At 50.8% G+C, this 26987-nt stretch carries 18 protein-coding genes; 5 read left to right on the top strand and 13 right to left on the bottom strand.

Annotation, left to right across the window (positions count from 1 at the left end; translation table 11 throughout):
• Positions 1 to 14: 14 nt before the first annotated feature.
• The 12 genes from IY568_RS04815 to IY568_RS04755 form a co-directional block, all read right to left on the bottom strand.
• A complete protein-coding gene (locus tag IY568_RS04815) occupies positions 15 to 1100 on the bottom strand; it encodes a prodigiosin biosynthesis protein PigM (protein WP_194866901.1) in 1086 nt (361 codons plus the stop codon).
• Positions 1097 to 1756 carry a 4'-phosphopantetheinyl transferase family protein gene (locus IY568_RS04810; protein ID WP_194866900.1) on the bottom strand — a complete coding sequence of 220 codons (660 nt, stop codon included), beginning with the start codon at positions 1754 to 1756 and terminating at the stop codon, positions 1097 to 1099. The genes IY568_RS04815 and IY568_RS04810 overlap by 4 nt, the downstream gene beginning before the upstream one ends.
• Positions 1753 to 2067: a RedY gene (locus IY568_RS04805; RefSeq protein ID WP_010382568.1), complete on the bottom strand. Its 315-nt coding sequence runs from the start codon at positions 2065 to 2067 to the stop codon at positions 1753 to 1755. The genes IY568_RS04810 and IY568_RS04805 overlap by 4 nt, the downstream gene beginning before the upstream one ends.
• Complete coding sequence (locus tag IY568_RS04800) at positions 2064 to 4355, bottom strand: polyketide synthase (protein WP_194866899.1); 2292 nt, start codon at positions 4353 to 4355, stop codon at positions 2064 to 2066. The genes IY568_RS04805 and IY568_RS04800 overlap by 4 nt, the downstream gene beginning before the upstream one ends.
• 16 nt (positions 4356 to 4371) lie before the next feature.
• The gene (locus tag IY568_RS04795) at positions 4372 to 5868 is read right to left on the bottom strand and encodes a D-alanine--poly(phosphoribitol) ligase (RefSeq protein WP_194866898.1); all 1497 of its coding nucleotides are present in this window, start codon (positions 5866 to 5868) and stop codon (positions 4372 to 4374) included.
• Positions 5869 to 5870: 2 nt separating this feature from the next.
• Positions 5871 to 7817, bottom strand: a complete 1947-nt coding sequence (locus IY568_RS04790; RefSeq protein WP_125559938.1) for an aminotransferase class I/II-fold pyridoxal phosphate-dependent enzyme — start codon at positions 7815 to 7817, stop codon at positions 5871 to 5873.
• Between the two features lie 286 nt (positions 7818 to 8103).
• Entirely contained in the window at positions 8104 to 9123 is a 1020-nt protein-coding gene (locus IY568_RS04780; RefSeq protein WP_194866897.1) for a methyltransferase, read from the bottom strand.
• Between the two features lie 67 nt (positions 9124 to 9190).
• Positions 9191 to 11743, bottom strand: a complete 2553-nt coding sequence (locus IY568_RS04775) for an aminotransferase class III-fold pyridoxal phosphate-dependent enzyme (RefSeq protein ID WP_125559943.1) — start codon at positions 11741 to 11743, stop codon at positions 9191 to 9193.
• The gene (locus IY568_RS04770; protein WP_194866896.1) at positions 11740 to 14292 is read right to left on the bottom strand and encodes a biosynthesis protein PigD; all 2553 of its coding nucleotides are present in this window, start codon (positions 14290 to 14292) and stop codon (positions 11740 to 11742) included. Before IY568_RS04770 ends, IY568_RS04775 begins: the two co-directional genes overlap by 4 nt.
• Positions 14293 to 14437: 145 nt before the next feature.
• Entirely contained in the window at positions 14438 to 17086 is a 2649-nt protein-coding gene (locus IY568_RS04765) for a PEP/pyruvate-binding domain-containing protein (protein ID WP_138537641.1), read from the bottom strand.
• Positions 17086 to 19110 (bottom strand): DUF6041 domain-containing protein, encoded by a 2025-nt coding sequence (locus IY568_RS04760; protein WP_194866895.1) that lies wholly within the window; start codon positions 19108 to 19110, stop codon positions 17086 to 17088. Before IY568_RS04760 ends, IY568_RS04765 begins: the two co-directional genes overlap by 1 nt.
• Before the next feature lie 2 nt (positions 19111 to 19112).
• The gene (locus IY568_RS04755) at positions 19113 to 20267 is read right to left on the bottom strand and encodes an acyl-CoA dehydrogenase family protein (RefSeq protein WP_125559952.1); all 1155 of its coding nucleotides are present in this window, start codon (positions 20265 to 20267) and stop codon (positions 19113 to 19115) included.
• 652 nt (positions 20268 to 20919) lie between these two features.
• Between IY568_RS04755 and IY568_RS04750 the strand changes: the two genes are divergently transcribed.
• From IY568_RS04750 to IY568_RS04740, 3 genes are all read left to right on the top strand, one after another.
• Positions 20920 to 21825 (top strand): DMT family transporter, encoded by a 906-nt coding sequence (locus tag IY568_RS04750; RefSeq protein WP_194866894.1) that lies wholly within the window; start codon positions 20920 to 20922, stop codon positions 21823 to 21825.
• Between the two features lie 137 nt (positions 21826 to 21962).
• A complete protein-coding gene (locus IY568_RS04745; protein ID WP_125559956.1) occupies positions 21963 to 22430 on the top strand; it encodes a winged helix-turn-helix domain-containing protein in 468 nt (155 codons plus the stop codon).
• A 310-nt stretch (positions 22431 to 22740) separates the two neighbouring features.
• The gene (locus tag IY568_RS04740) at positions 22741 to 23247 is read left to right on the top strand and encodes a proteasome subunit alpha (RefSeq protein WP_194866893.1); all 507 of its coding nucleotides are present in this window, start codon (positions 22741 to 22743) and stop codon (positions 23245 to 23247) included.
• Here IY568_RS04740 and IY568_RS04735 read toward each other — a convergent pair.
• The gene (locus IY568_RS04735) at positions 23195 to 23917 is read right to left on the bottom strand and encodes a hypothetical protein (protein WP_194866892.1); all 723 of its coding nucleotides are present in this window, start codon (positions 23915 to 23917) and stop codon (positions 23195 to 23197) included. The two genes, IY568_RS04740 and IY568_RS04735, sit on opposite strands and share 53 nt — an antisense overlap.
• 180 nt (positions 23918 to 24097) lie before the next feature.
• Between IY568_RS04735 and IY568_RS04730 the strand changes: the two genes are divergently transcribed.
• Entirely contained in the window at positions 24098 to 25471 is a 1374-nt protein-coding gene (locus IY568_RS04730) for an MATE family efflux transporter (RefSeq protein WP_194866891.1), read from the top strand.
• A gap of 118 nt (positions 25472 to 25589) precedes the next feature.
• Entirely contained in the window at positions 25590 to 26909 is a 1320-nt protein-coding gene (locus tag IY568_RS04725) for a response regulator (protein ID WP_194866890.1), read from the top strand.
• Positions 26910 to 26987: the final 78 nt, after the last annotated feature.

Here is a 26987-nt window from a genome sequence, read left to right as displayed (position 1 = left end):
TTCTTTTCCTGTTGTTATCCGCGCTGGTTAGGTGCGGGTTTAGTCAGGCTATGGGTGTCTGAAACCAGAATGCTCTGCCAATGTCGCCTCGGAGCCGGGCTGCCGGATTGCTGAGGTTCACCGAATCGGGCAAAAAAAACGGGTAATTCTGACTGGCTTAGACTGGCTGCTAAAGCTTGCCTGGCAGTATCGTGTTGCACAAGCACACTGATTGGGTGCAGAGCCCATCCCCACTGTTGTAGTTTAAGCCATAAAGCACCCAATCCTAAGCCCGCACGAAAAAGCGCTTCATCGCCTTCTTTACTCATATTTAGCGACAGGTAGTGCGGCCCGGCTTCAACCAGTTCAGCAAGACCTTGAGCCATTTTGGTTGGCAATCTGAGCAATTTGTTCAGGCCACTCAGGTAAGGGTGAAAGGCGACTTTAAAAAAGGTTTTGAAACCGCCAGAAACCGGCCCAAACAGATTGTGCAGGTAAAAGCCGTCCTCGTACTGGCGTTTTTCATCAAAGCGAATATAGCTGTAGGTTTCGCGCCATGCCGCTTTGTTTGCAAAATCAAGTCCGGCATAAGTTTGCGTCAGTTGACTCAGCGCTTTGCCATGGGTTTGCTGGTAATAAATCCCGAGTGTCACCGGATAGGGTTTTAGCACCGAGCTTAGCTCGTTACGCTGTTGTTCACTAAGCGTCGTGTTGCGGTAGGCTGAACGTACGGTATGACGCTGTTGTAGCTGCTCAGATAAAGTGGCAAATGCGGTTGCCTGATGCGCCTGCTCAGGTCCAGGCATAAAGCGGATGAGCGCTCTGTCTTCGCCCGCCAATACTTGTTGTTCTTGCTCATCGCACCAGCGCCAGTGCAGCTGATACCCGCGCAGGCATATCAGCTGCTCAAGAAAGTGGAAGAAAATACCACAGCTGAGCAGCATTTCCCGCTCTAATGACGGCAGACCGGTGAGTTTACGGCGGTTGTCTATGGCCAGGTAGCCACAGTGTATTACGGGGTCGAAGTGAACGGCCCAGGGCTGGCAGTTGTGTGAAGACGGGGCGAGTCGTGCCAGTGCGACAGCCTCTGCCAGTGTCTGTTCAAATGCAGTGTGTGTCATGATGGTTTTCCATTGTGTAAAGAGAGTATGGGGACGACCTCCTGGTCGCTCGCAATACAGACGGCACAGCAAAAATAGAGTGTTTGCCAGAGCCAGTAACTGGCAGGTGCCAGCGTATCATTTTTGCTTGTTATGCGTCCGTATGAGGTGGCACCTTGGCTTGCATATTGCTGGATGTGGATAGTACGTAAATCAAACGGCAGGCCCCGGCCCTGGGATTTGAGATAGGCCTCGCATAAAGACCATCGCGTGGTTTGGGTGATTATGTCGGCCAACACCTTGTGATGGTGAAACAGGCGCTGCTGGTTGGTGACAGAAAAGCGGCGATAAACCTGAATGTCGATACCAAGAGGAGCGGGGGCAGTGGCGACAGCATACCAATTATGGCTGTGGCTAGTAGACACAGGCTGAGCAGGCTTTCCCTGGCCCTGGTCGCCATAAGGTTGCCCGTACTTTGTATGATTGAGCCTGACTGAGGGGTTGGCGCAGGCCCTTTGTAGTGCGAAATTGGCTAGTGCCCGGCACTGCTGCTTGACAGCAAGTCCCTGGCTCAGACGAGCGCGGGCGGATAATAAAGCGTCGGTATACTGCCTGATGTACAAAATGGGCGAGACAAGTGTCTCTCCCTCAGGCGTAATACAGTGTTCAGTGATCACTGCTGATAACCCTGTGCGATACGCTCGCCTTTAAACTCCTCGACGACTTCGGCCATCTCGTCAAAGCGACTGACCAGACTTTGGAACAGCGGGGTGGTCATATCTTGCTCAAACGCCTGCTCGGATTCTAAGTAGATGGTTTCTACAAAGTGGAACGGGGCATCTGCCTCGGCGGACGCTTCAAACACCGCGAAGGCTTTGACTGAATCAAGCTGTTCGCAGGCCTTGTAGTCCGTGGTTTCGACCCAGTCGCGAAAGGCGCCCAGGTGCTGAATGTGCTTAAGGCGAATTTTGTGTACGATAAGTTTCATAATGATTCCTGTGAATGAGCGTGTATTAAAGTCAGGTGATAATTGATGCCGCCGGTCCCAAAGGCATTGATGGCACCAATGCGCTGTTGGGTGTCCAGTAATGGCCAGGGTTGCGCTTGTTGTGGCACCTCAGCCGGAATGCTATCGAATGGCAGAGCATCATTGAGTTCCCCCAGGATTGGGGTGGGTGGCATGCAGCCATGTTCCAGCGCTGCGAGCATTTTTGCCAGGCTAATGGCGCCGGCACCGGCAAAACAGTGGCCAAAGTTATATTTTCCAGACCCCAGATAGAGGGGGGACATGTGTTCACGACGATAGGCTGCACAGAGTGATTCCAGCTCAGCCTGGTCGCCGAGCGTGGTGCCAGTGCCATGGGTTTCAAGATATTGTACTTGTTCCGGGTTGACCGATGCCAGTTGTAAGGTTTTATACATGGCCAGTGCCTGCCCTTGTGGGTCGGGCGCGGTCATAGAGCGACTGTCGCAGGAACCTGAAATGGCATCAACATGGGCAATGGCATTGGGTGCGTCCGATTTAGCCTGCAGGACAAACAGACCACCGCCATCCCCAGGGGTGAAGCCATCGGCTCCCTTAGCAAAAGGCCGAATGCGGGTAGCTGAGAGCATCATCTGTGCGCCGCACAGCACCAGATCTCGCTCTAATGTGGCAGTTTCAATCCCGGCCAGCACAATGCCGTCATAGCGCCCGGATTGCAGCCCTCTGACAGCATTGTGCAGTGCGGCCATAGAACTGGCACAGGCCGCCTCAATGGCGATACAGTCGGCATGTGGGATCTTCAGATGCTCTGCCAACAACCGGGCACCCCCTAATCCTGTTGCGCCATACCAGCTCCAGCGATTGATTGGCGGTGGCGTGGGTTGAGGTAAATGTGTCGGGGCTGCTGGTAACTGATCCCACAGTGCACACGCGCCTAATTGACGATCGGCATTCAGAGACAGGTTACATGCCAGGATCACTGCCGGGCGTTTGAATTCCCCAATCTCGACAGACTCTGTGGCGTTCAACAGCCGCAGCTGGGACACATCCAGGCGCGCTTTTTTGGCCGGCATCATAGGTTTATTCAGGACCTGGTCGCACGGATTATGGCTTTCAAAGCTCATTGCTTGGTCTATGTAGGTGCTCAGTTTCTGAGGGGTTGCCCTGACAAATGCCGATGCATTGAGTTGCTGTGCCGATTGCGATCGCAACAGGTCATCCCCATTGGCCAATGTTTGCCAGAAACGGGCTTTGTCGTCACCCAGTGCAGTGATGGGGCAATATTGAGTGATTGCCACCTGGTCGTCACTCGCGTCGGTGTCTTCGTGTGATACAGCCTTATTTATTTGCCAGTGTGGTCCAAAAGTTGCGGCGCTGGCACAGTGAGTTTCCTGGCCCAGGTGCATTTCAAGTAACTGATAAAAGACCTGACTTGCACCGGCGAAATAGCGCGTGGCTTCCTGCTCTGTGGCTGTGGTGGTGATAGTCCCTAGCTGCATCAGTACCGGCCAGCCTTGTTGTTCGGCCGTGGTCACAGGGCAGACCACCAGAGAGATGGCACCTTCGAGCCAGGGTTGCTGAGTTGAAATGCCCTGATGATGGAGAATTTCAGCTTGTGGCTGGTGGTGAAAGCATTGAATACTGGTGAGGACAGCGAGCTGGCTGTCTGCATAGCGAAAGTTGTCCTGCGCTGCCTGTAACAGACGCAAACCGCCAAGATCACCGCCATCCAGGGTCTGGCATTTCCCTCGTGTGTGGGCAAAATGTGCTATCCGGGCGGGTATGGTTGAGGCCATTTCTCCAACCCGATCGTGAGAGGTGGCCCCAAAGGTACCTGCCAGCGCCTGCTTGTACTCATCGATGCGCATTTGCGCACTGTCAGTATCAGCCAGTTGTTCACTCAAAGTCCGCAATGCAGTTACTTTGGTGGCATTACGATAAGCCGCGTCACTGGCCATATGTGTTGCACAGAGTTGATCGCAATGATCGCGCAGCGTTTCACTGAGGGTCAGCTGGCTCAGTGCTTCTTCAGCAGCCAGCAGCGCCATTCGGGTTTCTCGACTGACCGCTTTGCGAAACAAAGGGGGAATAGAAAACTTCTTGTAATCAAAGTTATCGGTGTGCACTTGCCCACCTCTGAGTGGCTCAGCAGCGACCGACCAGCCAAATGGGTGAGTAAACTGACTCGGATTGAGTGTCCCCTGTTTTGCCAGGTCGGCAAAGTTTATGCCGTTGGGCAAGGCACAGCCGATCCCGACTATGGCTAAAGGGGAAGTTGGGGGTCTGCTCATAATACGCCTCTCATAATTACATCAGCTCTGCCAGTTGTTTACGGTCAACTTTGCCATTGGCATTGAGTGGTAGCTGTGCTGTGACTATCACTTTGTGTGGCAACATATAGGCTGGCAGTTGCTGTTTTAAAAATTGCTTTAATGCCAGTAGCGAGGGTTTTTCTGCCCCGTCTTTGAGAACGATCACGGCAATAAGCTGATGCTGCTGTTCGCCCAGCGAGAGATGTAATGCAGACTGCTCTATGGCCGGGTGCTGATGTAGCAGGGATTCGATTTCGCCCAGCTCAACCCGATAACCGTTCAGCTTTACCATATCGTCGATACGGCCACGATAGATGAGCCCGGCCTCGGTCAGTTCAACCAGGTCGCCTGTGGCATGACAGTTTTGTTGGTGCAGTGCCGTGGCCCTGGGCAGGTCCACATTGGCATAGCCGGGTGTAACACAGCGCCCGCCAATAATCAGCTCGCCACATCGACCCAGACTTTCAGACAGTGGTGTTTGCTTTCCTGCATCATCTTCCAGCCAGCCTTGTAATTCGGGTAATAAGGACCCGATAGGCAAATGACGCAGTCCGTTCAGCTGGGAGCGGTCAACTTGCCAGGCTACGCACACATTGGTTTCGGTCGGGCCGTACCAGTTATGCAGCACGGTACTGGTGGGCAGGCAAGTGATCAAGCGTTGCAATGCTGCCACAGCAAAGGGTTCACCAGCAAAAATGACCTGCTTCAGGGTCGCGGTGCTGTGACTGCTCAGCTCTCCACTGCGCACCATCATAGACAGGATTGAAGGCACACTGTACCAGATACTCACCTGGTGCTTCTTGATCCCGCTGATCAGGGCCAGGGGATCTTTTTGCTCCTGCTCGGTGATCAACCACACACAGGCACCGGTGCGCACGGTGGCAAAGAGGTCGAAAGTACTTAAGTCAAAGGCAAAGCTGGCATGATTGGCCAGGATGTCTTCGCTGTCAATGCAAGTTGTGTGCACCGCCCAGTCAATGAAAAAGTCCAACATGTCATGACTTATCTGTACCCCTTTGGGCGTGCCAGTTGAGCCCGAGGTATAAAGGATTGCGGCAACCGTGGTATCCCGGTACTGACGCAGTCGTGACATGTAAGCGCTCAGGTCTTGCTCGTAGTCGCTGTTATGGCTCAGGCTATCGAGTGTATTCAGCCAATCCAGGTCGAGTACTAATGCAGGTTTTGCTGCAGAGATAATACGTTCAACCCGGGCTTCAGGCTGGCTGTAGTCAATGGGAATATAGTGGTTACCACTGAGCCAGCAGGCGTAAATGGCGGCAACGGTGTCTGGGTGCTTTGGCAGGTTTAACAACACCGGTGCCTGATCCAGTCCCAGTGCGCACAATGCATTGGCTATCTGGCAGGCGCGTGCAGCGAGTCGGGCGTAATCCCATTGCTGATCGGCACAGATCAGCGCCGTTTTATGCGGGGTCTGCTGAGCATGGCTCAGCAGGTTCAGTGCAAAACGGGCTGATGACGGAATTTTCGTCATACTCAGGCCTCCGCCAGTCCCGCTTTAACATCCTGATTGAGTGGGACGCCTACTTCCAGCGCGCCTTCAACCAAAATACGATAGGCCTCATCCAGGTCGGCCTGAGTGTGTTCGCTGGTGATGCTTAGACGCAATCGTGCGTCGCCAACTGCCACACCCGGGAAGACCACGGTCTGACAGTACAGGCCTCGGGCACGCACAGCACGGCCAAGCGCCAGGGTTTTAGCATCATCACCAACAACCACAGGCACAATGGCAGAATCGGAGTTTTCCAGATCAAAGCCTGCCTGTAATAACAGATTGCGGAAGTAATAAATATTGTCCCACAGCTTGGTCAGACGCTCTGGCTCGCGCAACATCACATCGATTGAGGCAATCACACCAGCTGCAACATGGGCTGGAATGGTTGCGGCAAAGACATAAGAGTTAGAATAGAAGCGCAGGAATTCCACCACATCAGCATCACCACAGACAAATCCGCCGAGACCGGACAAGGCTTTACTCATGGTACCTAACTCCAGATCAACTTCGCCTTTCATATTGAAATGCTCTGTGGTACCGGAACCGGTTTTACCCAGTACGCCAGTGGAGTGGGCATCATCAACCAGCACGCGTGCGCCATAACGCTTAGCAAGCTTAGTCAGACGCGGCAAGTCGACGATATCACCGTGCATACTGAAGACGCCATCGGTGACGATCAGCTTGCCACCGGGATGGTCGGCATACTTGGCCAGCGATTTTTCCAGGCTGTTCAGCGAGTGATTGTAAATTTTGCGCTGGGCACCTGCCAGTTTACAGCCATCGGTGATACTCATATGGTTAATGGCATCGGTAAAGATCAGGTCATGTTTAGAGGTCAGTGCAGAAATACAGCCCAGGTTAGCCGAGTAACCTGAAGGGTAAACGATGCAGGCTTCACGGCCTTTTAGTTTGGCCAGCTTACGTTCCAGCTCTAGATGCAGAACGTTACTGCCTGCAATGATCCGACAACCGGTATTGGTTGCGCCATATTGGGCAGCGGCGTCCTGGATCGCCTGGATCACTTCCGGATGATTCGACAAACCCAGATAACTGTTGGAGCCAAACATCAGAAATTCGCGACTGGTGCCAGTGACTTCATCGAACATAACGGCGCGATTTTTACAGGGCGTTTCCAGCGGCATACCATACCAGTAAAGTTGCTGCGCTTTTTTCTTGTCGTAAAAGGATTTGAACTCACGGGCCTTGTGAAACAGATCGCCGTGCTGGATCCCGACAAAGTCGCGCATGGTGCGGTTATCGCCATCATCACTGTCGATTTGATGTTGCACGTCGTCACTGCGGGTCGCAGGGTTGAGCAGTTCGTCAATTAAGGGGTTTTTGGTGACCAGCTCATCGGCCCACTGTGTGCCTTTTTCTTCAACCAGTAGCTTAGCAAAAGCCTGTTCCAGTTCCGCCAGGGTTTTACAACTCGGGATGCTCAGGTTGTCTCTCAGTCCTAGTGCTTTTAGCAGCTCGCCCTGTGCTGAAACCACGGTGACTGAATCTATCCCCAGATCACTTTCAATTTCGGCATCCATACTCAGCTCCGTGGCATTGTAGCCACTGAAACTGGCAAACACAGCAATCACTTGTTCGCGCAACCAGCTGTGTGCATTTTGCTTACCATCACTGCTTCCTGTTGTTTTGGTTTCACTGAGGTGAAATTCCTGTGCGGCGATTTGCTTAACCGCGTCAGCGATACAGTGAATGTTCTGAATGGACAGGGGGTTTTTGAGTTGCAACTGCTTGGTCAATGCCGCGGTGACTTCGGCCAGCGCAATAGAATCTATCCCGAAGTCGTTCTCCAGGTGGCTGGTCAGATCCAGAGTATTAGCAGGGTACTCAGTCAGTTCAGTAAAGGTCTTCAGAACTTCTTGTTGCAGAGTTTCCATAATATCCGGGTTTACTTTTGGGTTTGTGGCACTCATATCAAGCCTCCTTATGCTTGCTCTGTTTGAAGGCGTTCAACCAGGGTGACCATGGCATCGACTGACGCAAAGTTGCCTGGGTGGATCTCCTGCATACCTATGTTTAACTGGGTTTCTTGTTTGAGGTAATCGACCAGGTCAAAAATGGCCGCCGAATCAACGATATTCAGCTCAACAAGGGGGTCTGCGACTCAAGGCCGTCTTGCTCGCCGTCGAGAAACTGTTCGGCGATATGCTCTAGTAATTTAGTGACTAACATCCTGCTACTCCTTCTGTTCGTGTCTGATCAGGCTTTTTCGCCGACAATCAGGGTCCGTGGCCCGGGGATCTCTAGAATACGGGCATTGCTGAATCCGGCTTCATGGAAACGCGCCAGATATTCTTCACTGCTGCTTTCAATACCGCCGTCGGTGGATACCAGCATGTTTAATGACAGCAAAGCGGTAAACTCTGGGCCTGACTTGTCATCATTCAACGGGGTTTCTGACGCAATAAAGCGGCCACCGGCAGGCATGGCGTTATAGATATTTTTGAGGATGGTGACCTGGGTTTCTGGCGCATAGTCATGCAACATCCAGCCAAGGTGGATGAGATCATAGTTGCCAATTGGCAGGTTGCCGGCGATCACGTCGCCTTCGACCACCTCAATGCGGTCGCCGTAGCCTTGCTCACCCAGCTTATCTCGTAAAAAAGCCGACGCCTGCGGCAGTTCACAGATCGCCAGCGACACGCCCGGGTGTGCATTGGCTACAGCAATGGGTAAGGTGCCAATCCCACTACCGATATCTAAAAAGGAGTGATGCTGCGAGAAATCATAGTCTTTAACAAAGCCTTCGATGAACGGCGCGGCAAATTTACCCAAAAACTCCTGAAAATCAGCAACGTCATCCGGGTTTTGATACAGGATGTCGAACCAGCTGCGGTTGTCACCAAAGACGGCTTCACGCTGATTGGTGTCACTCTTCACGGCGCTGCTCAGCTCGCCCCACAGCGGATACAGAAAGGTGTCGATATGACGACCCAGCCAGCCCAGCCACATGGGTTCATCACTTAACAAAAAGGTATGATGCTCAGCCGGTAATTGATACAGGTCATCTTGTTTGGTGAGATACCCCATGGCATGCAGGGCAATCAGCATTTGCTCCGTTGAGCGTAGCGGCGCGTCGATTTTGTCGGCCAGTTGCGCAGCGCTCAGGTCGATGTCGCGAAAATGGTCAAACAGTTTGAGTGATAATGCAGCGGTTACCGCTTTGGCCTGAAAGAAGCCCATCATATGGTTAACGACATCTTGTTTGTTGAGAGTCATAAGTAATCCTTATCAATCATGTATTACGTTTAGGGTCGGGCCTGCTCGGCTGCGCGACCCGTTTTCCTTAGTCTAAAAAGGTCGAAAGTTCTTCGCAGACACTGGCGAAGGCGCTGACGAAGCGGTCAATCTCGGGTTTGCTGATCACCAATGGCGGCTGGATCCGTATCACCGTTGAACTGTTGGCAGTAACAAAGGTGAGGATCTGATGATCCAGGCAGAACTTAGTGACAAACTTCAGGCAGAACATTTCTCCCAGTGTTTGTTCCATGCGTGTCATGGCAGCTTGCAGATGCTCCCGCACCGGATCAGGTAAGAACTTCCAGGTGCTATGCCAGTCACCCGGCAGACGGGTGGCAAACTCTCTGGCAGAAGCCGCAACAGCGCCGTCAAAGGTCTGTTCAAACTGGATCCCCAACATCAGGCCCTGACCCCGAATTTCGGCGATAAAGGGGTACTGGTCGGCGATGGTTTGTAGTTCAGATTTAAAATAGCTGCCCAGCTCATCAGCACGGGCTGCCAAATCTTGCGCGACTATCTCTCGCAGTGCAGTGAGTGCGGCGACAGAAGCCAGGTTACCGCCGCCAAAGGTGGAGGTATGGACTAAGAAGCGATCTGAGGTGCCGTAGGCACGCTGCCAGACATCGCTGCGACACAAAGTGGCGCCAATGGGCAGTAAACCACCGGACAGTGACTTGGACAGCATCAGCACGTCAGGCTCAATGCCTTCCCACTCACAGGCAAAGAGTTTGCCGGTGCGGGCCAGGCCAGTCTGGATCTCATCGACCATCAGCAAGGTACCGGTATCACGACAGATCTGTTGCACTGCGCTGAGGTATCCGGCTGGTGGCACGTGGACACCGCCTTCCCCCTGAATGGGCTCCAGCATCAATGCACCCACATCGTCTCTTTGCAGTGCTTCGCGTAAAGCGTCGAGGTCGGCAAAGGGCACTTCGACCATGGCCTGGATCAGCGGCTGGAAGTATTTACGGTGTTTTTCCCGTCCTGTGATGGACAAGGCGCCGAGTGTTTTACCGTGGTAGCTGTTTTTCAGATACGCAATGCCTGGCTTGCCGGTGGCGGCTTTGGCCAGTTTAATGGCGGCTTCTACGGCTTCTGTGCCTGAGTTACTGAAAAACACGCGTCCCATCTCACCGGGAGCCAGGTGACAAAGGACCTCAGCCAGTTTGGCGGTGTGCTCCGGCACGGAGATATACTGAATGAAATTGGGACCTTGCTCATCCAGGAAGGTTTTGACTGCCTGGCTGACGGCGCTGGGGTTGTGACCCAGATTAAGGCAGCCGTAGCCCGCGACCATATCGAGATAGCCTGTGCCGTCGTTATCGTAGAGCATGGTGCCTTGTGCCTTGCGAAACACATTGTCGCAGCGTTGTTGTTTTAAAAACTCCACCATCATTGGGTTAATAAACTGGTGGTGGCGGTCCAGTGTGTCTTCTTTGGCCGGGTCCTGGGCAATGATGTTGTCGATAAAGGTCAGACGCTGACTGGTGTCACCCTTGTCGATGGCATAGATGTCCTGATGATAGTAGCGCTTCAGGTTGGTGACGTGCTGGCGGTCAATACGTTCCCCGAATGAGGCAAGCGGATAGGCATAAAAGCCATGTTTCTCAGCCAGCTCACCAATTTCAAGCACTTTGACCGGTTCCAGGTAACGGCCCAGAGAGTAATTCTCCCGGCGCTGCTCCAGGGCCAGGACAATGGTCTCGGCCATACACCCATTGAGCTGCTGTTTAATGGTGACATTCAGTGACTCGCCTCCCAATTTGACTGCATCGGTGGCTGTGACACAGCCACCATCGATGATCAAAATGTCATCGCGGGCAGGACGGGCATCGACATTGACGTCGCGTGGCAGTGCCACATCGATGAAAATGGAACCAGGTTGTAGCTTGGCTACATCAATCACGCCACCGGCTGAGGTGGCACCGGCAAATAGTTTGCACTCGTCATACAGGTCGTCCGGGTCGCCAGTCAGAGTAACTCGGTGGTGGTACTGCTCGGGCAGGTGACTGAGCATTTCCGCTTTGTCTTTGTGACCGGCGCGGTGCAGCAGTTTCAGGTTAAAGCCCTCTGCGAGCAGTAACCGGCTGAGTGCCAGGCAAATGGAACCCGGATAGCCCACGATAGCGACGGTTTCTTTTTCCGGATTGATGTCCAACCACTCTTTAATTTGCATCAGGGCTTTGTAGCCGGCATAGGTGGTCAGTGAATTCCCTGAGGTGATGGGAATGGGGGATTTGGCGGCTGTGGCTTCTCCACGACGACCAACTATCGAGGTAAATCCACCCAGGCCAACTAATTCAGCACCGTCGGCGACAAACTCTTCTACGCCCGCAACGACACGCTCAGCAATGGCTCTGGGATCGGCTATCATCTCCTCAGCGATCAGTGGCATGTATTTGATCATGCCCTCACAGGTTGCGCCGCTGGCGGACGTGATTTTGGCAAAGTTCATAAAGGGAACCAGGTTTGCTTTGCCCCACAGTTCGCGGTTATAGCCAGTGTGCTGATCTTGGGTGTTACGTTGTAGTAGATCGAGCATCTTGACGTAACGTTTCAGGCCGACTGACGTCGGGTGGGCGATAAATCCAAACTTCATGAGTTAACTTCCTGTGCTGGTGGCGTATCAGAATCTGTGTTGTGCATAACGGGATCGGCACTGTCGCGTTGCCAGCCTTTGGCTGTGGCCAGAGAAATACCATCCCCTTCATTGTTGTGGCCGAGGACCACAGAGAACAGGGTCAGGCGTTTTTGTGCCGTGAGCGCTGTGCGAACGGCGGTTTCGTCGAACTGGGTCAGGGTTTGCGCAGAAATATCAAAGTCGCCAATTTGTTGTTCAAATTGTGACTGCGCCAGGTTAACCAGGCGCATCTGGCGCGAGGTGCGATTAAACAGGATCCGCTCCTGATAGGTGTTAATGACTGACAGGCCACCATTGCAGAAATAAAACACACTGATGCTCTTATCGAGTAGCTGTGGGTGGGTCAGAATATTGTCGATAAATGCCGGGAGGATATCCGGCACTATGCCTTTGGCCCCGTCGCCGATAAAGGCAATGACATTGGTTGGGCTGGTGTAAGCCAGATAACCGCTGGCTAGCAGGGCATCGCCCATCAATGCTCGGCCATACCAGCCGGAAAAGCCGCGACGTGTTTTTGCCACATTGCGCACCGCAGAAATGCCACAGCGGCCAACATCGTACACCCCGGTGTAGTCATAGTCCTCGTGCTCGATTAAGTCTTCTATCACGCGGTTAAGCTGACAGAAGAAATAGTTAGGCGACATGGGCAGACTGGGCAGTTTACTGAGTACATCAGATTGCGTATCCGGGTAAGCCATGATCTTAGCCATACGCCTGGCACGTAATGACTCACTGACATTCAGGTGCTTTTTGACCGCCTGCAGAAAATCGCGACAGCGCATGTGTAAATGCAGGTCAGCAAAGGGTGACAGATGGCTTTGTTCCTGGGTTAGCTGGACCAGATGAACCTTACGTTCAAGGCGACCATCGGAAAATGGTGTGGCTATTTGTGCGACACGGCTTTTGAGCATAAACAAACACTGTTCATCGGTGCTGTTAAGCTTGTCATTGGTATGAAAATAGTTGTAAACCCTCGGAGTATAACCATAAATAGCCAGGGTGCCGAGATAATTGTCGTTGCGCTTACCCTGATAGTATTTAGGGGCAGTGCCTGGGTGGGCGAGGCTGTCTACCAGTGCAATACCTGCTTGCTGGGCAATTTCATGGATCAGGGCATACTCGTCATCACTGACGGGGCCGAGTTGCCAGACCAATTTTTCAGGCCCGTGATTGATGAGGTCGATGGCCTGACGGAGTTCCTCTGTCATGGTTTCAACAGGTTCATCGCTGGGGCTGGCTGGCAAGGCCTCAAGTGCTGGCAGGTCCAGCTCTATCGAAGATTCCAGCACATTTTGCGTTGCCAGGATCACCACTGGTCCCTGACCCTGGTGATAGAGACGATATACCTCAGCCAGATTTTCACCGATCTGCTCGATTTCATCCATATATACATAGGGAATGCGCTTAGCAGCCAATACATCGCGCATATCTTCGCTGGCCGTGATGGTGCCCTGAAAGCTATACCATTGACTCAGGCGATTTTCTGCAACGACGATGATCCCCTGCGCGGCGGTTTCTTTCAGATTCGCCAGCGTGCCTTTGAATTCGTCCATCATGCCAGAGGTGACGACCGCCAAAAATGGCATGCGGTAGAGTTGCCAGTTCGCCATGGCACCACAGGCAATTGCATGTTCATTTGGACCACGTAGCACCAGTGCGCCTTGTTGTTCGGCGTGGCGGTCCAGGTGACCGATCAAATTAGATACGACGGAGCCGGTATAATAAGACATCAGCCAGTGCTCTGGTGCTGTACGGGCAAAGAAGTTGATGAGCTGGTCGCCCAGGGTATTGTGTAGCGCCAGCGAGCCGACAGGCTTGACCCGCCGATTGGCATAGTTCATTTCGAAAAAATCCATCCACAGACGCAATAGTTCGGTCTGGAATGTCGCCGGATCGGTACTGCGCACTATCTCTCTATATTGCTGAGGGAGGTAGCTGTAGGGCGTTCGCAGTGAGCGAATAAAGGTGACGGTCGAGAAGCTGGTATAAAAAGCAGGAATGCCGATTTTCTGCATCGCCCGGTAAAAGGCATCCAGGTCCCGGTCTATCTGATCTATGCTGTCGTCCTGAAACCCCATTGAGGTTTGATCATAAAACAGCATGCCGACCTGAAAATCGGGCTGCTCATTGAGCGCGTTACTGTGAATGACTTTTCCGGTCGCTTCAGCCAGGCTGGCACATTGGATCACCTGGATATTGATGGCTTTCTTTTGTCCCTTTAAAAAGTGGATGGCTTTGTCTCTCACTTCGTCATACAGCGAGCAAGGCACTAAAGACGGGTTTTTCAACGCCAGCTCTGATTGAATATGTACTCGGTTAAAGACGTACTCCCGAATGTCGCTGAGTACACTTAACCCGGTATGGAAGAATTGCTCATCTCGGGTTACGACAATCACACCCACGGTGATGGTATCCTGCTTTGCACCACTGCGCTGTGTCTCGGCTTGCCAAATATGCTCAAAGCCGGATGCGCTCGACTGAGTGCTTAATCCTGTAATGCTTGTCATAATTTATTCCTTCTGCTGCCTGCTAAAATTCGGTTCGCCATAAAAAACTGCACGCAACGACCCGCAACGGCGGCAGCACGCTACTTGCCGTTGTATTGTTAAGTTGAATGATGAGATGCGGGCCTGTGGCCCGCGATGGATTAGATTATTCCCGCTGAATGATCACCGTGCCCTGATCTCCGTCGAGGATCAGCGTGTCGCCACTTTTAATCGCCTGGGTTGCACTGTGTAAGTTCACGACAGCCGGAATGCCAAATTCACGTGCCACAATACAGCTGTGAGATAGTGTGGACCCGATGTCCGTGACAACTCCGCTGGCGAGTGCAAATAAAGGCGTCCAGCTGGCATCGGTAAAGCGTGCGACCAAAATCTCTCCAGGCTCCAGTTCACCAGCCTGTGCTTGCAGATCGGTAATAACCCGTGCCTTGGCGACTATCTTGCCGGGGCTGGCGGCCAGGCCACTCATCGAATCGCTGTGTGTTTGTGCCGTGGTCTTCATTTTTGGCGTATATGGGCCAATGATTGCCATTGGTGGCTCTTCAGCATGCAAGTTGAACAAGTGACTGTGGCGATTGGCATTGAGCAGAGATTCGCTGAATGCCTCAGCGGCCCCCATGCGTCCGGCGACATAATCACGCAGGCGGTTGAAATCGATATAAGGCAAGTCGGCTACTTTCGCCAGATTGTCTCGCTCCAGGCGCGACAGTACTTCAAGAATGATGCAGCGATAGAACCAGGTCTCTGTAATAAAGGTAGGGCGAGTCGCTTCACGGCGCTCTGCCATCACCCCATATAGTTTGATAATGGTCTTAAGTTTAAAGCGCGCACCAGCGGGTAAAGCTTTAAAGAGTTGCTCGCTGTCGGCTTCGCGCAAGCTTTCGGTCTCTTTGAGCTTCTTCTCCAGATCGACCGGGTGTTTCAGGTACATTTTCATGACCTGTAACAAGTAACTGGGATCGTCACGCCAGCGTGGAATACTCAATTCAAACTCCTGACGGCCACGGGCGCCAAATTCGAGCAAAAAGGCTTCAAATGGCCCCTGCCAGAATGGTTGCCCCAGCGGATGCGCGGGGAGGATGCTTACCAGTTCTTCAGCCTCAAAACGTTCAAACACGGCTTTTAGCTCAGGATTACTCTGAACCTGTTCGACAAGATCCAGGATCCCCCGTGTCACTTCTATGGTTCGCAGGTTGTTCATGGAGGCTTTAATGCGATTTTGCAGCCCCTCGCCTTGATCTTTGAAGTGTTCTTCACAGGTCTCAGCCAGTGCATCGTACAGCGCAAACGACTGTAAAAAGAAAGGCATGTAAGCGGCGCAGGAGTCCAAAAAGTAGGTGTCGATTCGGGTCAGCTCTTTGTCCAGCTCACTGAGTGACATACTGGGCAAATCCAGCGCCAAAAAGCGCTTCGTTTCGCTTTCGCGCAGTGCAATCATGTCATCCACGATTTTACCGGCATTGCGCATATTGTGAACTTGCTGTTTTAACCAGTGCCAGGCACTTTTCGCATAATCCCAGCCCTCTACACCTGGCCCGTAAGGGTTACGGTAGTTGCTGAAATCGATATCTGACGTCGCATAGCGGGTGGTGAACTTCATCTCATCCCGGGTGGGGGGACACTGGCGCAGCATGTGTGCGGAGCCGGAGATATTCAGATATACCTGACCCTGAATATAGCCCATATAAACTTGCCAGTCGCTGATGTCAGCCAGGCCCATGGTTTTGATGGCCGGGCCATGAATGTGCTTCTGATAGAACTCACAAAATGACAGGCCGAGTGGGGTCATGAGTCCAGTGACGATTTCACCGGTGTCCATACGAGAAAAAAATGCCCCCTCTTTAATACGTTGATCCTGCTCCCAGGGGTTCGCATAAATGGGTTCTGCTTTACTGGCCTGAGTGGTGACCGGGCGAGCCTGGAGTAGCCAGATCTTGTCATCCTTCAGGGCCCACTCGATGTCCAGTTCGGTCTGATAGAGTGCCTGTGCCTGCTTAGCCAAAGTGAGCAACTGTGCGAGCTGAGCTTCGTTCAGGCTGGCTGACTGCTGTTGCGCCTCTGGCGTACTTAGCAAGGTAACCTGGCCTTGTGCGTTGCGCTGACAATATTGAGGCTTAACGCGGATCTCTTGTTGCAGCAGCTCACCGCTGTCTTTGTCGAGGATAAAGCTGTCGGTACTTACTTGCCCGGATACCACACCTTCACCCAGGCCCCAGCAGCTATCTATGACCACTTTATTGGTGTCGCCACTGAGCGGGTCCTGAGTGAACATGACGCCGGCAGCATCAGCATCCACCATAGTTTGTAACACCACGGCAATGGCGGTATCCGCAGCACTGCTGTTGCGATATCCGGCAGCACGTTCTGCCCACAATGAAGCCCAGCATGCGCGAACTTTTTCCATCACACTGTCGTTACCCTGCACATGCAGGTAAGTTTCGTACTGACCAGCAAAACTCTGGCTCTGGCCATCTTCGTCGAGGGCCGACGAACGAACGGCTATTTGTGCATTGTCGCCCAGTCCCTGATAGGCTGATGCAATGGCAGTACGTAACTGCTCAGGAATATCGGCACTGAGGATAGTATCTCGCACCTTATCCAGCTCAGGCGCACTGAGCAAGTCATCCGGCAATGCGGTGTTAACAAAGGTTTGATAGGCCTCTGCAGTGATGCAAAAAGCAGGTGGGACGGGCAGGCCTGCACGGATCAGATGATTCAGTGAGTGGCCTTTGCCGCCTAGGTGACCTAATTCCAGTTGTTCGTTGCCACTGAGGGCGACGACGAGTGATTGGCTCATTATACCGTCTCCTTATTACGCGAAATGGCGGTTGTATCCGTATGTTGTAATGCGCGTTTAATTTGTGTTGCAGCCTGTTTGCCGGCAAAGATGGCACTTTCAAGGTTACCTATCCCAACGCTGTCCTGATTGGCAAAGTGCACGCTAAAATGTGGTTGTGAGGCACTTTGAAATAGGCCGCTGGCCTGTTGCCCAATGACCGAAGTGACCAAGGCGTCAGGCCAGTACCAGATCTGAATGTCTTCAACGATGCGCGGGTCAACACCGATATTATTTAACATCAGTGAGATTTCGCGGTAGGTCTGCTGCTGCAATCCGGTAAAGTCGTTTTCTGCTGTGCGCCCTTGTCGTTCTTCGCGTGTCGTTGGTTTGAGCAAGGTCAGCACGCCGCCTTCGCTGCGGCTATCGCTGTCCATCCAGTTAGCGACCAGGCAGGTACCAGCTTTACACCAGGCGTACGGTTTCTCTGGGCGGTCGGGTTCAATCAGGTAACCGCCAAAGGAATGGCTGAGCACCGGGCGTGATAACAGTGCATTGGCGAGATAATAATCTTCGTGACGAATGGCTTTGATGGCCTTGATCTGGGTTTCTGGTAGCGTTGGGAGCCAATCTGTCACGTGATGCTTGGGCGCGGCCCAAATCAGCTTTTTGGCTTTGACCGAGATATTATGGTGCTGTACTTTGGCGGTCAGTTGCACGCTCGCTTCGGTATTGTCCAGATTGGTCAGTACCACATCGCTCAATAGTGTGATGTTCGTTTGTTTGTGCAGGTGGGCAACCAATGCTTCGCTGATATGGCCATTACCGCCTGGTAGGGTGACTAAATTGCCACGCAGATAACCAACGAGAAAGTGCAGGCCTACGTAGGCCGAAACTTCATGGATATCCAGACACTCGACTCTGAGCGTGGTTGTTACCGCATTTTCAACCAGCTTGCCGAGCTTACGAGGTGGTTGTAAATGCGCTGGGAATGATGCGGTTTTTTCCGGCTCGAACAGATAACTGTATAAAGATAGGCTGTCCAGCTGCACCATTTCTTCTTTGCTCCAGCCAGTTTGTTCATGCCAGGGCACGTGTGGGAAGCGATCTGTAGTGGCAGCAAATTCGTCAAGAAACTGATACAGGTCAGCGAAGATGGGATCGCCCAGTTGCTTGGCGGCAACAACATAAGGCTTTCCAATCAAGGCGTTCAGCAGTAGCTGGCCTGTTAACCCCCAAACTGATGGTTTAAGCAGGTAGCTGGGAAATTTTATAAAGCCTAAAGTGATCTCATTGAGACACTTGAGCAGTAGAACTGTATCGAAGAAAACTAACGTATCTTCGGCATTGGTTTTAAATTTATTTTGCAGGTCCAGTTTAGTCAGCAGCTGATCCATATCTGAGCCTGGCACGGGCTGTTGGAAACACACCCCGGCAATCGGATGCGATAGTGAGCGATGACTGTTACAGCGCGCATTACCGCCGAAGGTGGGGCTTTTCTCCAGTACCAGTACACGCTCTGTGGTAAATTCGCTGGCGGCGGTCAGGCCAGAGACACCAGCACCTATGATGATCACGTCATACTCATCTGCCAGCTTCGGTTTGTCGGGTGACTTTGCTTGCGCTTTGGGCTTGGCAAAATCCTGGCTGGCAAATACACGTTTAGTAGCAGTACGGCGAAATTGCTGACGTAACATCGCCAGTGCTGCGATGATAAAAATGGCATCCAGCGGGATCACTTGTGGCTGAGAGCGATGCAGTAAGGTGATGAAGACTGCCATCATGGCAAGCTGGCCGTAGATCACAAAGCGCGTCCAGCGTGGATTGAGCCATAACACCAGACCTGAGCCAAATAGTGCGATTGCGACAACTACATTGGTGATATCACCATACTGGGCTAACAGATTACTGATCCCAGCATACCAGGTGCCCTGATTGGCTGCGGCTGCTTGGCGCAGAATGTCGGGGACATTTTCTAATTGTGGAAATGCTTTGGCCAGTCCGGCCAGCATATAGAGTACTGCAAAGATCCGTTGAACTAGCATGTTCAGGCTCCTCTTAAGCCAAGTTTTCGGGCGATGATCTCGCGTTGAATATCATTGGTGCCGGAGAAAATACGGCTGGGCAACGTATCCAGGAGCACCTGGACAATGCCCATATCCGCATCGATTGCAGCGCCACCAAAAGTGGCAATGGCATCCAGTGAAGACTGGACGGCGTAGTCCGAAATCAACAGCTTGCTCATAGCAATGTCAATCTCAGCATCTTGTCCCTGGTCGTATTTCCAGCCTGCGCGATAGAGCATCAGGCGACACTGCTCAAGGCGCAGTTTGATATCAATAATACGGTTAGAAACCGACTGAAAATGACCGATTTTTTTACCAAACTGCTTGCGCTCAGTGGCATAGTTCAGTGTGCTCTCAAGTAACCTGTCCAGGGCACCAACAAACAGTGCAAACAGACAGCCTTTTTCCCAGATCATAGAGTCATGAAAGATAGCGCCGCCAGCTCCTTCAAAACCGATGCGTTGTGATTCGTTGACAAACACGTTGTCAAAAAACACATCCCCCATCGGGCAACTGGCCAGACAGTCTTTAGATTGACTGGCACCAGTTGACAGCCCAGGCGTGTCCTTGGGAATGATGAAAGCGGACACCCCCATAAAACCGTGGTCGGGATTGGTTCGTGCGTAGGCCACGAACACGTCGGCAACAGGCGCATTGGTGATGTAGGTTTTCTGGCCATTAAGCCGGTAGCCACCCGCTTCTTTGACGGCAGTCGTTTTCATACTGTAGATATCTGAGCCAGCACCAGGTTCGGTAGCCGCATTGGCTGCGATCAATTTTCCCGCAACCAGTGGTTCAAGAAAGTCCCGCTTCAATTGGTCACTAGCGAAACGTGCGAGGGGCATCACGCAGGCAAATAGATGAGCACACAGGGAGAATGATAAACCGAGATCGCGGCTGCCTTTGCCCAGTGCCTCTACCATTAACATGGTGTTGAGTGCCCCCAGATCTGCACCGCCATAGGTTTCGTCTACTGCCAGCCCGGTGAAGCCAAATTGGGCAGCCTGCAGCCAAAGCTCAGGTGCGAAGTGATGATTGCGCTGACGCTGGTGCGCATCCTTGTCGAGCACCTCTGAAGCAAAGCGAAGCGCGGAATCGTATAACTCGGTTTGATAGTCGGAAAGCTGAAAATCCATAATATTGCACTTTGAGTTGGTTGAAATACTGCTTTTGCATTAAACGCTATTATGGAGACTTGTTAATGTACCTGTCAATCCTGTTAACTTGTGTTTTTTAAATGTTTTATTTAAGTTTTAATTTTGTGGTTCACATTTTCTACATGGTTTTATGGTAAATGCTTCAACAATATGTTTTTTAAGGCTATTTTCTTTTATTGTTATATGTATTTATAACAGGGTCAGGACTGGGTTGTAAACTTTTATTGTTAAATTATTGTTTGTTTTGTACTTTTTTAACTGTGGCGGGATTAGAGAAACGAGTAAAATTTGTTCAGTAGGGCTGTTCTGGGTTTTGAGTTTGTATAAAGGTGGGAGGCTGACTTTTTGCCACTGTGATTGGCGAGATAGCCGACAGACAATATTTTTTGGATATCAGCCATTGACTTTGGTATCTGGCATGATAAAAAGGTTATTCATTAATAAATAAGAATAAATTCATGACTCTTATCACCGTGTCTACATCGCTTACTACCTGGCTGAATAATTTGGCCTGTGTGTGGCGTGTTGTTTGCGGTTTGTAGGAGTCACTTACTAACCGCGGCAGTATCAGCGGTTAGTCATCATTGTGTATTTCCAGCCTCTTATACTGCCCCGATTTGGGGAGTTCATTATGCCAGTTCAGGCATCTTACATTCTGGTTATCATCATCTGGTCAACAACGCCGTTGGGCATTGTGATCAGCAGCGCGGGAATGTCACCAACGCTGAGTGTTTTCTTGCGCATGGCCATCGCTCTGGTGTTGTGTTTTATCATCGTATTGATTGGTCGTTACCGGGTTCCCGTATCCAGGCAGGCCTGGGCATTATATAGCTATTCAAGTTTAGGTATTTTTGGCGGTATGTTATTGAGTTACCTCGCCGCACAAACCGTACCATCGGGTGTGATCTCCTTGATATTTGGTCTTGCGCCTGTGTTATCTGGTTTGCTGGCACAGCGATTACTGAGGGAGGCCAGTTTTAGTATCATCAAGTGGCTGGGATTAGCTCTGTCTATGGTTGGTTTGTACCTGGTCTGTATGTCACAACTCAATGAGTTGGCTCTGGCACCTCAAGGTTTGATGTATGTACTTGGGGCCGTGAGCTGTTTTAGTCTCAGTGGTGTAATGATAAAACGCGTGCAACTGTCGATCCATCCACTGGCTTCTACCTTTGGTGCATTGCTACTGGTAACACCTATGTTTGGTTTGGTGTGGTGGTTCAGCGATGGTCAACTGAATGTGCAAAGCTGGCAAGTCAGCTCCATTTTGGCCACTGTGTATCTCAGTGTCTTTGGCTCTTTGGTTGGGTTTATTGCTTATTTTCACGTGCTGCAGAAACTTCAAGCCAGCACAGTTGCGTTGACTACGTTAATCACTCCGGGGTTTGCCATGCTGTTAGGTGCCTGGATCAACAATGAACAGATCACACTGACTTTACTGGTCGGGGCATCAGTGATTATGGTAAGTCTGGCAGTATTTCAGTTTGGTGAAAGCGGCTGGGCAAGCCTGACCAATAAGCTAAAAAGGCAAATGTTATAAATCGTTACATTGGAGTACTGATCCGAGGTTGGGAACATGTTAAGCTTGTTGAACTAACAAAAGGGACATGTCGTTGATCAGATGGTCATGTGCTCCCTGTAATGTGACAATTATTATAATTATAAAGCTGAAGGACGATGAAGTTAACATTCCAAGATTTTGAGTTTGACTGCCAGAACCTGGCATTGTCAAAACAAGGCCGAAAAATAAGTATAAAAGAAAAGCCAGCCATGTTGCTGGGGTTGTTTTTGTCTGATCCTCAGAAGATCTATAGCAAAGCTGAGATCCTTGAGCATGTATGGCCAGGCAGAACGGTCACTGAACAAGTAGTGTTCCAGAATATTGGCCACTTGCGAGCGCTGTTTGGTGATGACGCGATTAAGACTTTCTCCAAAAAGGGTTACCAGTGGCAACTGCCAGTACAGCCATCCGAGCCCGTTGAAGCACAACTCGAAGCCGAGCAAAAGCCAGCTCAACCTGTGACTGAGCCGAGTGCTGCAAGCGCTGAACAGCTTTCAGAAGACGTGCAGAGTTTACCCTGGAAATGGTTGGCGCCTTTGGCAGTTTTGATTATCGGGGTAGGTGTTGTTGCGCTGATGGTTTAAGCTTAAGTTTATACTTTTACCCTTGATTATCAGCGCTGTATGGCTGCGTTTTAAGCTAGCCGGGCGATGAGGGGTTGCTGTTGTCACGCTGGTGTGGCCGCACCCTAGTGTAGGGCTTGTGAAGTCAAATGCAGACAACTCGTCTTCAATGATGTATTGGTTGTTAATGTTGTATTAATTTTTTACTCCTTATATTGATGTTTAAACCGGATGTTCAGCAATTTATTGTGATTATCAGGTCAAAAAGGCCCGGTCATAGCAATAAGATTAGGTTATTTTTGAATTGAAGGAACATCACTAAGGAGCGCATTTGACAACCATCGCCTACCATCATGACTCAAGAACCATCTGCACTGACAGCCTTACCTCGACCAGCCAAACTATTGTGTCCTGGGCAACACGCAAGTGCCATCGCGTAGACGATGGCTATGTGTTTGCATCAGGCAACTGCGCCGAAATTGAACATTTGCTGGCTCACTGGCACGCTAATCAGTTTGATAAAATCACTTGCACCTTCTTTTTTGTTGATGATGAGGGGGCTGTATTCTTTGGCGAAATTCGCCATGGCCGTCGTTTTCTGGAGCCCTTGTCTTTAAACTGGGCAATTGGCAGTGGGGCCAACTGGGCAATCGCTGCGATGGACTTTGGCCGCTCTGCATTTGAGGCCGTGGAATACGCCTGCCTGCGTGACAAATCCAGTGGTGGGACTGTCATGACTTACCGCCATGATGAAAGATCACTTTGGCTACACACGCCGATAACGCCTAATTCATCCTTGATAGTGAACTCACTGGCACCTGGTAATAACTGGCGATAAGCGTGAGGCGATGCTGGTTACCTGGCATCCCTTCCATGTTTGGACCACTCAGGTGAGCCATCACTTTATTCAGGTTGTCATTGTTTACCCCATTTAATGTGCGCAGGGCCTCGCATAACGCCAGCCAGGCAGTCAGTTCGTGCTGAGGGAGTTCGTGGGAGAGTGGGTTGAAACTCAAATAAACTTCCAGTGCATTGAATCCCTGATGATTGCGTACAATTAATGCTTCGGCCAAAGATTCATTGCGCTCAAAAAGGAGCAGTGAGCGGATGTAATTAAATGGGGGAAGCGGGTTTGCAGGATTGGCAAACAGGCAGTGCAAAAATGTATTGCCTTGATGATTTGTTGCGTTAAATGCACTTGCAGCCTGCAGCGCTGGCATAAAAAAGTCGACTCGCTCTGTGGTATTGATCCCCGCAATCACTCCTGTCGGCAGGCCATGTTGGCTGATACAGTGGGCAGTGATATTTTGGTAATGTTCATAGTTTGATGTGTGATTGCTGGCTGCTTCAAAGCAGTGCCTGAGCTGAGCCGTGCGTTGCGTATCAGTGGCTTGTTCATAGCAGTGTTTTATGCGCGCCAGATTGTGACTATGTATCGCCTGGATCATGTCTGTCACCGCCACAGTGGCATCTTGAGATGTGTGCGCTTTGTTAGTGTACTTTGCCATAAATATTACCTTTACCAACAGAGTGTTCAGTATGCCACATACTCATCGTCTGTATAGATATGACAGTGACATAGTTTGCCTGCTACACCTTTTGCTATCCCACATGAGACGCAAAATAGTCGATGACGAGTTAAAAATAAACGGTACAATGGATAAATTAATCATACAGGAATGATTTTAATGAAGGATCTGACTCAGGGGAAAATCGTTACCCACCTTATTACTATGGCCGTTCCGATGGCGATTGGCATGTTTATCCAGACGCTGTATTTTCTGGTTGACCTGTATTTTGTTGGGGCGTTGGGGGCAACAGCGCTGGCAGGCGTGAGTAATGCGGGCAGTGTGTTCTTTTTTATCATGGCCCTGACTCAGGTTCTAAACATTGGGTGTGGCACTTTAGTGGCTCATGCGGTTGGTAAAAAGGACCGTGCTGAGGCAAACGCATTATTCCATCAGAGTATGTTAATTGCCGGATTTTGCACCGTGGCGTTTGCCTTGCTTGGCTATGTATTTGGGCACATTTTTTTCGAGTTTATGACGCCTGACACCGCGACTCGCCAAGCAGCAACAGAATACTTTTACTGGTTTCTGCCCGCTTTATTACTACAGTTTGGGCTCACCGTCACGGCAGCTGCACTGCGCGGAGCGGGAGTTGTTAAGCCCGTTATGTTGATTTCGATGCTGGCGGTGGTCCTGAATATTATTTTGTCGCCCATTTTGATATCCGGTTGGGGGACGGGCAATGCCCTGGGTGTGACAGGGGCAGGACTGGCCAGTTCTCTGTCTGCGTTCGCTGCTATGGTGATGACACTGTGGTACTTCATCAGTAAAGTCGATTATCTGAGTCTGCCGAATAAAGCATTGCGCCCTGATCGCAAACGGATCCTTCAGGTAATTAATCTGGGATTACCGTCAGGCGGCGAGTTTTTACTTACTTTCATGTACATGTCAGTGATTTACTGGGCACTTAGTCAGTTTGCCGCGAGCGCTCAGGCTGGATTTGGGTTGGGTGTCCGGATCATGCAAGTGCTTTTTTTACCCGTTATGGCCGTTGCATTTGCAGCCCCTGCAATTGCCGCCCAAAACTATGCTGCTGGTAAATATGACCGGGTACAGCAAACCTACCGCTATACCAGTATACTGACATGCGTGCTGATGACCATACTCACGCTTGCATGCCTGGTTAATGCAAGCTGGTTTTTTGCTCCATTCAGTGATGAACCTCAGGTCATATTGGTTGCCGCGACGTTTTTAGGATATGTGTGTTTGAACTTTGTCCCAGCAGGTTACACCTTTACAGCCTCGGGTATGTTTCAGGCGCTGGGTAATACTTGGCCGGCGTTATACAGCACCGCCAGTCGATTTGTGTTGTTTGCGGTGCCCGTTGTCTGGCTGGCAGGGCAGCACGACTTTGAGATTGAGCAGATCTGGGTATTTTCTGTAACGACTGTATATTGTCAGGCTGTCATCAGCTATCTGCTACTGCGTCGAGAAATGAACAAAAAATTGGTGCTGAACGAAGCCGAGTTAATACCACCACCTGTGCGTAGCTGATCGCGCAAACATCTCATATATGAATGCCGTGCACAGGCATTAGTATAAACACCTCTGCTTGGACTATCCTTAAAGTGCAGTCAATGAATTGATGGTCACCGAGGCTCAGGAGACAGGTATGCATAAAGGTGAGGTGGATTACGGAGAGCGACATCCAAAAGTGATAATGATTTGTGATGATGCGCACGAAATGGTGGGTGTTTGCAAGGTTATCAGTTCTCAGGTTACAGCGTTTAGAACCTTGGAGGGGACCCAAGACGCATATAAAGTAATCCAATCGGGTAAGCCGCCTGTGCTTATTTTTGCTATGTTGCACGTTAAGGCAAGCATCGAGTCATACAGTGCTTTGGCGCGCAGGGGCGTGCTAGATTACCCGCATAAGAGTATCTTGTTATGCGAAAATAAAGAATCGGGGGTCGCTTTTCGGTGCTGCATCAAAGACATATTTAATGATTACTTTGTTTTTAAACCTATGTATGAAAATTATCGGCTCAGGATGATCTTACATAATATGTTGCAGCAAGCCGAAGACACGCAGCAGATCACTGAACTAAAAGAAGAGCACTTCGGCCGAATTGATAACGGGTTGAAACAATTGATTGATCAGGCGGCTAACTACCGGGTTAACACTGAACAGTCTTTTCTGCAAGCCAGAGCATCATTAAACGAAGCGCAAGAAGAAGACGAAATAAAAGCGCAAATGTTGCAGCAGTTAAAAGAAAAACACGTCTTACCTTTACTGGACATGTTGCAGCAACAGTTGATCAAAGACATTCAACAGATCACTCAGCAACTTAATGACAGTCATTTTACCCTCAATGAACTTGTTGACATGTTCAGTGGCTCACAGGCGTCGGCATTTACGTCTGTTCTGGACCACGGTGGTGCGCACAAAGAAGCGCTAGAACACGCCGAGCAGGCGCACATTGAGCATGAGGTACGTGAGCCTGATGCACACGAGTCCATAGCACCGTCTCATGTGTCGGGGAATCATCATGACGAACACTCAGAGCACGATCACGCCTTTGATGCTGCGCAGGTGTCTCAGCCCGTGATGCCCAAGGATAAACGGATTATGATAGTTGAAGACAATGAAATCTATCGAGAAATGATCTCAGGCATACTTCGTGAGCAGGGTTTTTCGGTGGATGGCATGGAAAACGGGCTAGCCGCGATCAAAGAGCTAAGAAAGCATCGCTATGATATGATTTTCATGGACTTATTTATGCCGGGTCTAGATGGTTACAATACCACAAAGAATGTCCGGGCTATCGAACATTGCCATGGCATACCCATTGTGGCGCTCACCAGTAATCGCAACAAAGACCTGATCAGGAAATGGGCCTCTTTGGGCCTAGGTGGCTATATTGTGAAGCCATCAACAAAGCGCAGTATTCTGGATGCGGTAAATAAGTTGTTAGGCACGGAGTGTGCGTAATACCAATTTCACTTAATACCCGCTCTATTTGAAGGAGTACATATGACGCTAACGGCGTTAAAAATTTCTTATTTAGAA

This window comes from Pseudoalteromonas sp. PPB1, assembly GCF_015356275.1.
In the GTDB taxonomy this organism is placed as follows: domain Bacteria; phylum Pseudomonadota; class Gammaproteobacteria; order Enterobacterales; family Alteromonadaceae; genus Pseudoalteromonas; species Pseudoalteromonas rubra_D.
Note: the sequence above shows the minus strand (reverse complement) of the source record. Positions and strands in the feature narration are given on the sequence as shown.

Excerpts from the sequence above, each read along its gene's own strand:
- IY568_RS04790 (WP_125559938.1), bottom strand. The coding sequence starts at position 7,817 with ATGAGTGCCACAAACCCAAAAGTAAACCCGGATATTATGGAAACTCTG.
- IY568_RS04730 (WP_194866891.1), top strand. The coding sequence starts at position 24,098 with ATGAAGGATCTGACTCAGGGGAAAATCGTTACCCACCTTATTACTATG.
- IY568_RS04765 (WP_138537641.1), bottom strand. The coding sequence starts at position 17,086 with ATGAGCCAATCACTCGTCGTCGCCCTCAGTGGCAACGAACAACTGGAA.
- IY568_RS04725 (WP_194866890.1), top strand. The coding sequence starts at position 25,590 with ATGCATAAAGGTGAGGTGGATTACGGAGAGCGACATCCAAAAGTGATA.
- IY568_RS04800 (WP_194866899.1), bottom strand. The coding sequence starts at position 4,355 with ATGAGCAGACCCCCAACTTCCCCTTTAGCCATAGTCGGGATCGGCTGT.
- IY568_RS04770 (WP_194866896.1), bottom strand. The coding sequence starts at position 14,292 with ATGACAAGCATTACAGGATTAAGCACTCAGTCGAGCGCATCCGGCTTT.
- IY568_RS04755 (WP_125559952.1), bottom strand. The coding sequence starts at position 20,267 with ATGGATTTTCAGCTTTCCGACTATCAAACCGAGTTATACGATTCCGCG.
- IY568_RS04775 (WP_125559943.1), bottom strand. The coding sequence starts at position 11,743 with ATGAAGTTTGGATTTATCGCCCACCCGACGTCAGTCGGCCTGAAACGT.
- IY568_RS04760 (WP_194866895.1), bottom strand. The coding sequence starts at position 19,110 with ATGCTAGTTCAACGGATCTTTGCAGTACTCTATATGCTGGCCGGACTG.
- IY568_RS04750 (WP_194866894.1), top strand. The coding sequence starts at position 20,920 with ATGCCAGTTCAGGCATCTTACATTCTGGTTATCATCATCTGGTCAACA.
- IY568_RS04735 (WP_194866892.1), bottom strand. The coding sequence starts at position 23,917 with ATGGCAAAGTACACTAACAAAGCGCACACATCTCAAGATGCCACTGTG.
- IY568_RS04805 (WP_010382568.1), bottom strand. The coding sequence starts at position 2,067 with ATGAAACTTATCGTACACAAAATTCGCCTTAAGCACATTCAGCACCTG.
- IY568_RS04795 (WP_194866898.1), bottom strand. The coding sequence starts at position 5,868 with ATGACGAAAATTCCGTCATCAGCCCGTTTTGCACTGAACCTGCTGAGC.
- IY568_RS04780 (WP_194866897.1), bottom strand. The coding sequence starts at position 9,123 with ATGACTCTCAACAAACAAGATGTCGTTAACCATATGATGGGCTTCTTT.
- IY568_RS04815 (WP_194866901.1), bottom strand. The coding sequence starts at position 1,100 with ATGACACACACTGCATTTGAACAGACACTGGCAGAGGCTGTCGCACTG.
- IY568_RS04745 (WP_125559956.1), top strand. The coding sequence starts at position 21,963 with ATGAAGTTAACATTCCAAGATTTTGAGTTTGACTGCCAGAACCTGGCA.